This window comes from Nostoc sp. CHAB 5715, assembly GCF_020829685.1.
In the GTDB taxonomy this organism is placed as follows: Bacteria; Cyanobacteriota; Cyanobacteriia; order Cyanobacteriales; family Nostocaceae; genus Nostoc.
In genome coordinates, this window is sequence record NZ_JAIVFR010000218.1 from 1 (window position 1) to 8,673 (window position 8,673).

Below are 8,673 nucleotides of genomic sequence, written 5' to 3' on the forward strand. Positions count from 1 at the left end.
GATCGCCGTTTGCGACGAGAAAATCGAAAAGAAGGGGCAGGGCGTTGGCCTGTCCTTCTACGCATTTTTCGCAAACAGGAATGACGACCCTGACCTGCTGATATGAATGATTTCGCGGCGGTGAATGCTGTTTATGCTAAATATTTCCCGGAAAATACAGCCCCAGCGCGGGCTTGTGTGCAGGTATCGCGCTTACCTAAAGATGTGTTGGTAGAAATTGATGCGATCGCTGTAATTACCAGTTAGGAGAAATAGAACAATGAGCAAAATCTTAACGGTTACATTTGATGGTTCTGTTTTGCGACCAGATATACCACTTGATTTAGAACCTAACAAGCGCTATGTAATTACCATCGTTTCTGAGGATATTAACTCATCTCAAAAAAAAGTGGTTGATGCATGGGATGTATTAGAAGATTTAGCTGGAACAGTTGATGCACCCGAAGATTGGGCAAGTCAACATGACCATTACCTGTATGGCACACCAAAACGTCAGCCTGAAATTAACACATGACGGGTGAGCGGATATTTTTAGACACTGTTTTTATCCAAGCGTTCGGGCGCTTTTACTGGAAACAGAAGCTTGAGTTATCATCACTTGAAAAATTAGAACTTCAACAGCAGAGTTGGGAATTGGCAATTGCAAGTATTTTTAAGTATTCCCCTCTGATGAATGCGATCGCTTCTATAACTTTGGGAATACTGAAATTAAGTACCCTAAAGGAGTATTAAAAATGGCAGAAAATCGCATCAGTGCCAGCCTAGCCCCAGCAGATAAAGAAGCAGTCATGCAAGCGATCGCTACAATTAGAGAAAAGTTACCGTTTTTGGTAGATTTGACCACCGAAGAACGGCGAACAATGTTGAAGATGGGAGATAAAAGTCGGGCTTTTGTAAGCATTGCTTTAGAAGTAGCGACACAGAACCCTAACTTTTTGCCCCGTTCTTTTGACTTAGAAGAGATGCGCCGAGATTTGGCGCTGTTTGAAGCGTTGTATCCAGTGCTTTTGTCTCTCACGCAACTGCAAGAATTGGTGGATGATACCTGTATAGCCGCTGCTAGCGAAGCGTATACCGCAGCATTAGCAGTTTATAGCTATGCCAAAGCTAGCGGTGATGTCGCAGGTTTAGATGCAGTAATTGATGAGATGGGACGCAGGTTTAACCGCCGTTCTAAGAAAAAGCAATCCGAAGTTCCAGTTAGCTAAACCTTGAAACAGGCAATTATACCAGTTGTCAACTTGGTAAAATATACGTCATTTGTAGGGGCATAACATTGTTATGCCCTTTTTGCATCTTCAATCCAAAAATTCTTGAAACCCGCGCAGGCGGGTTTTGTCTGTGTAGCCGCGACTTCTAGTCGCCAGGGCATTTTTGAGCCTCAGAAGGTCAACGTCGAGCCTCAGAAGGTCAAAGTTGAGCCTCAGAAGGTCAACATTGAGCCTCAGAAGGTCAAAGTTGAGCCTCAGAAGGTCAACGTCGAGCCTCAGAAGGTCAACGTCGAGCCTCAGAAGGTCAACGTCGAGCCTCAGAAGGTCAACGTCGAGCCTCAGAAGGTCAACGTCGAGCCTCAGAAGGTCAACGTCGAGCTTCAGAAGGTCAACATCGAGCTTCAGAAGGTCAACGCATAAAAATTACCTAGAAAAAGTTTGATAAATTCTGAAATACACCTTGTATATTTAGTAGTTATTCTGTAAGCATTAGCATCTCAAAATTGAATCTTGTAATGAACCCGCAAAACAAGCCCAAGAGTCTACAAGATATTCTTAAGCAGCGCCAGCAATCAGGTTTTGTGGGTCGTGAAGACCAAGTAAACCAATTTCGCCAAAATTTAACATTACCCCCAGAAGACGATCGCCGTCGTTTTCTCTATAACATTTGGGGTCAAGGCGGAGTTGGTAAAAGTACCCTGCTGCGACAGTTTCGTAAAATTGCTGACGAAGCAAAAATCATTTCGGCTTACATCGATGAAGCTGAAAAAACTATACCAGAAGTCATGGGTCGTCTAGCTGAAGAGTTGGAACGGCAAGGTCACAAACTAACGCAGTTTACAGAACGCTACAAAGTTTACCGTCAAAAGCGCCAAGAATTAGAAACTGATCCAGAAGCTCCTCAAGGCTTTTCGGCTTTTGTGGGGAAAACTGTAGTTAAAACTGGTGTGCGTCTGGCGCGTCGAGTTCCAATTGGCGGTGCTGTATTTGACTTTGTAGATGAGGATGCTTTCGCTACCCAAGCCGGAGAATGGGCATCTTATGTTGCAAAAAAAATAACAAATAAAGACGAGGTGCGCTTGGTTCAAGAACCTGTAGAAATCCTAACCCCGCTATTTTTGCAAGATATTTTTAAAATTGCTAAAGAAACTGCTGTTATTTTGTTTTTTGATACTTATGAACGCACTGGGGAATTCCTAGATAACTGGCTACGAGAAATTTTGGAGGGTCGCCACGGTGAAGTATCTCTCAATATATTGATAGCGATCGCCGGTCGCCATGAATTAGATAAAAATCATTGGACACCTTACGAGGGGTTAATAGTTCGTTTCCCTCTGGAACCCTTTACAGAAGAAGAAGCCCAACAATATCTAACTCGCAAAGGCATTACAGACAATCGCATTATTGAAGTGATTTTACGCCTTTCTGGAAACTTACCCCTGCTGGTAGGAATGTTAGCAGATGCTCATCCCAATGACCCTAACCAAGTAGTTGAGCCTAGCAGCAGTGCTGTAGAACGCTTTTTAAAATGGATTGATGACCCCAAGCGGCGACAAGTTGCTCTCGATGCTGCCATTTCTCGGTGCTTGAATCGAGATGTTATAGCCAAGTTAAAAGGAGAAGAAGAAGCTGACGAGTTATTTACTTGGCTAAAAGAAACATCCTTTGTCAACGAACGTACCGACGGCTGGGCTTATCATGATGTCGTTAAAACGCAAATGTTACGCCACAAGCGCCTTTCATCGCCGCAAAGTTGGGCTGAGATACATGGTAAGTTGGCTGATTATTATGACAACCTACGGAACGATCTGCAATTGGAAGAAGAGGAAAAACAGCGCGATCCTAGCTGGCAAAGTTACACTTTAAATGTGTTGTACCACAGCTTATGTCAGTCACCACAAAAGAATTTATCTGTAGCTCTCAATGAATTTCTTGCTGCACTCAAAAATCAACGCAAATTTGCCCAACAATATGCAGAAACAATGCTTCAGGCTGGTAAAGATGCGGATTCCTCTGAAGTTCAGCATTGGGGTGAGCAATTAGCGAATGGGTTAAAAGCTTATGAGGAAAACCTTTATCAAGTTACATTAGAAATGTTTACGGCAGTTCTACAGAGTTCTAAGATTGAGGTTAAATGGCAATCAATTGCTTTAGGTTGGCGCGGGGAGATTTACCGTTTAATGAAGCGTTACGAAGAAGCTCTCCCAGATTTTGACCGCGCTATTGAACTTGACTCTAAATATGCCTGGGCGATCGCAAATCGTGGTGTAACTTACCATTTAATGAAGCGTTACACGGAAGCCCTAGAAGATTTTGACCGTTTAATTGAACTTAACCCAAAATATGACTGGGCGATCACAATTCGTGGTGTAACTTACCGTTTAATTGAACTTAACCCAAAATATGAGTGGGTAATCGCAAGTAGAGGTGAAACTTACCGTTTAATGGAGCGTTATACGCAAGCCCTCGAAGATTTTGACCGCGCGATTGAACTTAACCCTAAACTTGACTGGGCGATCGCAAGTCGCGGTCAAACTTTGCTCCAGCTTAAGCGGTACAATGAAGCTCTTGCAGATTTCAACCGCGCTATTGGCTTAAAATCTGACGATGATTGGTACTTGTACGATCGCGCTTTAAGCTACCTAGCTCTTAACCAAGCAAACAAAGCACAAATTGACTTAGCACTTGCTATCAAGCTTGCTAAACAGCATTACGAAAAAGATACTAAAGACTGGCGTAACACCTTTAATTTAGCCCTTTATTATTTGGCTGCTCATTACACTCAACCAGCAGAGCAATTATATCGATATACCTTATCTCAAGGTGCTTCTTTAGAGCGTATCCATATAGCTATCCAAGACCTAAATGACTTTTTAACCGTATTCCCTAACCATGTGCAGGCTACATCCATGCGACAGTTGTTGCAATCTTCTCTAACTGACGTTGTTTAAAATAATTCGTAATTGAATTACTTGAGGATTTAAACCCAAACTAATTTCAGACCACCAAATCGCAGGTTTTGGTATGTTGTTCCACCAATATATCATGTCCGATAAATTACTTGTGATATGTCATTGCGAGTGGAACGAAGTGAAACGAAGCAATCACAACGTCTGGAGCGATTGCTTCACTCCGTTCGCAATGACAACTGTTTAACCGGACGTGATATAAAAGGTGGTCTGGGAAAAGTGGTGCATGTTTAAATTTACAAAGAAGGCAGGAGGCAGATAGCCCAGCGTTAGCGAGTCCGCGAACGTCGGGCAGTTCGAGCTTACGGAAAGAAGTATGAATAAAAACTTGCATTTGCTGGGTCATTGCCCAGTTTAAGAGATTTTGGTGTGGGCAGCTGTACCCTCTTCAATTACGAATTACGTAGCTTGCTTGTGGCTGGAGGCGAGTATTAGGAATTAGCAATTATTTGGCCAAGGGCGTTGGCGTAGTTTTAAAACAGCACCTGAAATACCAAAAGCTAATATCGCTAAGGTCAAAGTTGGTTCAGGAGCTGCAACAATACTTACCTGATTAATAGCCAAGCCGTATTGTGGAGCAGAACTGCTAAAAACGAGTCGTGAGATATTTGGAGTGTCACTACGAACCCCCAAGAATACTGCCGAGTTATCTAATGCTAGCGACGAAGTACTGAGAACTGAGAAACTACCCAACAAGTTATTGCTGCTATCAAAAGCGTTGATAAAAGTTTCAACTTCTAAATTACTAATATCTACAGCTATCTGAGTACCAGCGCCATAAACAGGCTGGGCAAAACTAATGCTGAAAGGCCCTCCGTTACCCTGAGTACGAGGATCAGGAGAACCAGGAGGAAGAGGTTGAAATCCTGTTGGGTTTATACCTCCGAAGAGAATAAAATCTCCTTGGGCGAAGTTAGTCCGAATGCCAGGTGGAGGTAACGTTTGAAAGATAAACGGTGGAGTAATCTGAGGATTCTTAGCTGGAGTTATATTTACATCTAAACCTAAACCACCTTGGGATGTTGCTGAAAAAGAGTTAGGTAAAAAAACAGAAAAGTCAGGCGCAGAGGGATTGAATACTTTACCTAAACTTCCCCAATCAACTTCATCATTACCTCCTAACAGAGCGCGTTCATTTACTAAAAATGTAGCTGCTTTAACTGGTAATGGGAGAACCGCTATTATGGCTGTAATTGCTGGTAAATGTTTAACAGATAACTTTAATAATTGATTTATCGTAAATGCCACAAGGTTCACTCCTTAATTTTGTAGAATAATATCATCAAAATGGAATAATTCAACACCCAGGATGAGGCAGTGCGTTGCTCTGGTAGAGAGAGTTAAAGCAACTGCCGTGTTCAATGGTTATGTTGCAAAAACTTTTTGAGGGCTAGCTGCTGAGAACTGATGCAATTTATACTTTTCTCAGCCCAACCTCTTTTTTTGCAACAAAACTTTTACCCTGGTAACAAGCCGCAAAAAGCTTTAATTTTCATGGAGTTGTGACTTTTAGTAATTTTATATCAACTTAATACTTAGATTGGATGAGAGATTTTCAACGAAGGCAAATTGATTTCCTAAGAAAGACAAGTTACCGGTAGAACTATCATAGGAAAAATCGCTACTCTTAGTAGTACCAAACCCTACTTTAGAAACTTGGATTACATCGCTCTGACCAAAGTTATAATCCTTGATGGTGTCAATATCCTCCTTGAGGCTGTTGAAGATAAACTTATCTGCACCAAGACCACCTGTGAGAACATCCTTACCTTCTCCACCGATGATGGTGTCATTACCTGCACCACCATCAATCAGGTCATCGCCACCTCTACCATCAATTAGGTCATCCCCAGCCAGACCAGTTAATTGATTATTTTGACTATCGCCCTTAATGCTGTCAGCCTCATTTGTACCGATAACATTGTCAAAGTTGACTACATTGGATGTTAATTTTCCCAAACCAGGAACGTTATTGGCAGAGATAGTTTGGGCTTCTAGGTCGGCGGTAGTAGATACCCCAGGCAAAGATTCAGACGCATCTATGGTGTTATTGGCAACACTAGCATCAGCAATAACTGTTTCTACTTTAAAGACTTGATCTGTTCCAAACCCACGAGCTTTGGTAATTGTTCCTACACCTGAGAGGGTGATGGCTTTACCTAGTTTGCTGTAATCTGCTTGATCAAAGCCATCTCCACCATTGATGCTGTCGTTACCCCGACTGCCCTTGAAGGTGTCATCACCTGCACCACCTATTAACGTGTCATCACCTGCACCACCATCAATCAGGTCATTACCTGCACCACCGTCAATTAGGTCATTGCCATTTCCACCATCGATTACATCATTTCCCAGACCACCGGAGATATTGTCGTTGCCTCTACGACCAGAAATCTGATCGTCACCATCAGTGCCTGACAAAAAATCATCGTTACGAGTTCCAACAACAGTAGACGTAGTATCTATCTCATTCCCAGCCAAGTTGTCATTGCCATCTTCAACATCGATTACGTCATTTTCCAGACCAAAGGATATATTGACATTGCCTCCACCAACAATAATCTGAACGTCACTATCAGTGCCCAACAAAAAAACGTTGTTAGGAGTTTCGACAATAATGGACATAATATATATGTACCTTTGTAATTTTTCAGAGCAAATACATTTGATCGTTGTAATACTTGCATAGTAAAAACCCTTAAATTATAAATTTCTGATGAAATCATCTTGAACATAATTAATGTTGTTTTATATATCTAATCAACGAAAGATGCATAAGGGTTCAGGTTTCTCAAAAATGCGTTATTGTGTCGTAAATATTGAGAAATAATAACATTAAAACTTATATACTTTACAAAATATTGATTTTGTGAATCAAAATCAATAAGTTGTTTCAGCCTTTTGCTAATCACCCTTTTAGGACTTACGCAAAAGTACATGCTGTAGGGGCAATACCCTGCAAGAAGCCGCAACTTTTGGAACGCGAACGAGCGTGTCGCAGACAGACGCTTTGCGTAGCTTGCTTCGACCTAAGAGTATGCGTTTACATGAATTGCCCTAATACCAATTTAATGTGAAGCTGCACTAAATGAGTAACTCTCTATTCTTGGCGCCCTTGGCGTACTTGGCGGTTCGTTTAATATTCTGTGCATCTTCATACAGAATTGGTATAAGAAGAAAATAAGTTTATAACGCATTGCGTGTAGCAAGACCCCCTCAGGTACGCCCAATACGGTTCGGATAAGCAGGGGAGGCAAGGAGGTTGTTGAGAAAAGAGGGTTTTCTTCTCTCAAAAACAGCCTGCCTCAACCAAGAAATTCCTTAACCGAACGGTATTGTCTTCTAATCGCATCTCAGACTTATTTACATAATTTCGGATACATTACCGCAAATGCGCTGACACTTTATTTTCGCCTCTTTATAAAATCCGCAAAAACACCGTTACGCTATTTGAACTTGTGATCAAAACTTAGAGCATCCAGTTTATTAGGGCGTGTTTATGACCAACCCTGTAAAAACGTTTATCCAAGTCAATCTAGAGATGGCTCTAGAAGTAGCTCATGAATTGGAGCTTGCTCCATATACTCAACTCGGTGCTTATTGTTTGGAGATTTTGCGGGAGATAGGATGTGCTGGTACTGAACTCCCACTTAACTTACAAACTCGCGATCAGCAGCTAAACTTTATCACAGGCTTTGCGTCTTATGCTTTTGGGGAAGTACAAAATGTATAAAGCATTAATTGAAGATATATTTTCTGATCCAGAAGAGGCAGAAGAAACAACTTTTCCTGCTATAGATAAAGATTTGTTAATTTTAACAGAAAAATTTTTAGGATTTGAAATTCCTTCAAAGGTTTTCTTACAAGCTATAGCCATTGCTGATTACGATGGTGCAGCTGCTTTTCGCTACGTTGATAATTATTTGACAACTCTCAAAAATAAAAATAAACGTAAGCATAAGAAATTACTTGTGTTAGGTGCTTCAACTAAATTTGACAATAATTGATGTGTTTTTTTACAAGCTAATCCTGAACCAATCCGATTTAGATAAGATAATTTGTATGACCGATGTAGAGACGTTGCAATGCAACGTCTCTACACACATCTGTCTCACACCGACAATAAAGAATAATTAGAATTTATCTAGAAGCTAGTGGTGGGATCTCTATTAAATCAAGCATTTTTATGTGTGTGCTAATTACGAATTAGTATTAATCTCTTTTAAGACACACTTGTTCATAACTTTTACCAGCAATATCCCAAGTGAATTCTGTTTCTACCAGTTGTCTGCCGTTGTCAGACAATTCTGAACGCAGATGTGGATGCTCAAATAGTTGACTAATAGCGGTGATGTACTCTGTCGGTTTATTTGCTCGTAATGCCCGTAATGGATGACTAGCATTATCTACGGCTAATCCTTCTAAACCGCGATCGCTAGCTACTATCGGTACACCAGCTGCCATTGCCTCTAAAGTTGTGAACAAGTGTGTCT

The 8,673-nt window shown here is 41.2% G+C and carries 12 protein-coding genes; 9 read left to right on the forward strand and 3 right to left on the reverse strand.

The features are described from left to right. Window positions 1-49: 49 nt before the first annotated feature. From LC574_RS39030 to LC574_RS14005, 7 genes are all read left to right on the forward strand, one after another. Window positions 50-106 carry a DUF6500 family protein gene (locus LC574_RS39030; protein ID WP_368736690.1) on the forward strand — a complete coding sequence of 19 codons (57 nt, stop codon included), beginning with the start codon at window positions 50-52 and terminating at the stop codon, window positions 104-106. Then, complete coding sequence (locus LC574_RS13980; protein ID WP_306422117.1) at window positions 103-246, forward strand: Rid family hydrolase; 144 nt, start codon at window positions 103-105, stop codon at window positions 244-246. Before LC574_RS39030 ends, LC574_RS13980 begins: the two co-directional genes overlap by 4 nt. Before the next feature lie 13 nt (window positions 247-259). After that, a complete protein-coding gene (locus LC574_RS13985) occupies window positions 260-514 on the forward strand; it encodes a hypothetical protein (protein WP_229454079.1) in 255 nt (84 codons plus the stop codon). After that, window positions 511-732, forward strand: a complete 222-nt coding sequence (locus LC574_RS13990) for a hypothetical protein (RefSeq protein WP_229454080.1) — start codon at window positions 511-513, stop codon at window positions 730-732. Before LC574_RS13985 ends, LC574_RS13990 begins: the two co-directional genes overlap by 4 nt. A gap of 2 nt (window positions 733-734) precedes the next feature. After that, a complete protein-coding gene (locus LC574_RS13995) occupies window positions 735-1,208 on the forward strand; it encodes a hypothetical protein (protein ID WP_229454081.1) in 474 nt (157 codons plus the stop codon). A 105-nt stretch (window positions 1,209-1,313) separates the two neighbouring features. After that, a complete protein-coding gene (locus LC574_RS14000) occupies window positions 1,314-1,631 on the forward strand; it encodes a hypothetical protein (protein ID WP_229454082.1) in 318 nt (105 codons plus the stop codon). Window positions 1,632-1,726: 95 nt separating this feature from the next. Next, complete coding sequence (locus LC574_RS14005; RefSeq protein WP_229454083.1) at window positions 1,727-4,162, forward strand: tetratricopeptide repeat protein; 2,436 nt, start codon at window positions 1,727-1,729, stop codon at window positions 4,160-4,162. A gap of 456 nt (window positions 4,163-4,618) precedes the next feature. Here LC574_RS14005 and LC574_RS14010 read toward each other — a convergent pair whose 3' ends face one another. Together LC574_RS14010 and LC574_RS14015 are read right to left on the reverse strand one after the other, a co-directional pair. Further along, a complete protein-coding gene (locus tag LC574_RS14010) occupies window positions 4,619-5,428 on the reverse strand; it encodes a hypothetical protein (RefSeq protein ID WP_229454084.1) in 810 nt (269 codons plus the stop codon). A 270-nt stretch (window positions 5,429-5,698) separates the two neighbouring features. Then, complete coding sequence (locus LC574_RS14015) at window positions 5,699-6,805, reverse strand: calcium-binding protein (RefSeq protein ID WP_229454085.1); 1,107 nt, start codon at window positions 6,803-6,805, stop codon at window positions 5,699-5,701. Window positions 6,806-7,679: 874 nt separating this feature from the next. On the opposite strand from LC574_RS14015, the gene LC574_RS14020 reads away from it, so the two are divergent. Together LC574_RS14020 and LC574_RS14025 are read left to right on the forward strand one after the other, a co-directional pair. Continuing rightward, a complete protein-coding gene (locus LC574_RS14020) occupies window positions 7,680-7,913 on the forward strand; it encodes a hypothetical protein (protein WP_229454086.1) in 234 nt (77 codons plus the stop codon). Continuing rightward, complete coding sequence (locus LC574_RS14025; RefSeq protein ID WP_229454087.1) at window positions 7,906-8,187, forward strand: hypothetical protein; 282 nt, start codon at window positions 7,906-7,908, stop codon at window positions 8,185-8,187. Before LC574_RS14020 ends, LC574_RS14025 begins: the two co-directional genes overlap by 8 nt. A gap of 205 nt (window positions 8,188-8,392) precedes the next feature. Here LC574_RS14025 and LC574_RS14030 read toward each other — a convergent pair. After that, the coding region (locus LC574_RS14030) for a glycosyltransferase (RefSeq protein ID WP_229454088.1) at window positions 8,393-8,673 on the reverse strand (281 nt) is incomplete at its 5' end.

Coding starts and splice junctions, on each gene's coding strand:
- LC574_RS14020 (WP_229454086.1), top strand. CDS start 7,680: ATGACCAACCCTGTAAAAACGTTTATCCAAGTCAATCTAGAGATGGCT.
- LC574_RS13995 (WP_229454081.1), top strand. CDS start 735: ATGGCAGAAAATCGCATCAGTGCCAGCCTAGCCCCAGCAGATAAAGAA.
- LC574_RS13985 (WP_229454079.1), top strand. CDS start 260: ATGAGCAAAATCTTAACGGTTACATTTGATGGTTCTGTTTTGCGACCA.
- LC574_RS14015 (WP_229454085.1), bottom strand. CDS start 6,805: ATGTCCATTATTGTCGAAACTCCTAACAACGTTTTTTTGTTGGGCACT.
- LC574_RS14005 (WP_229454083.1), top strand. CDS start 1,727: ATGAACCCGCAAAACAAGCCCAAGAGTCTACAAGATATTCTTAAGCAG.
- LC574_RS13990 (WP_229454080.1), top strand. CDS start 511: ATGACGGGTGAGCGGATATTTTTAGACACTGTTTTTATCCAAGCGTTC.
- LC574_RS13980 (WP_306422117.1), top strand. CDS start 103: ATGAATGATTTCGCGGCGGTGAATGCTGTTTATGCTAAATATTTCCCG.
- LC574_RS14025 (WP_229454087.1), top strand. CDS start 7,906: ATGTATAAAGCATTAATTGAAGATATATTTTCTGATCCAGAAGAGGCA.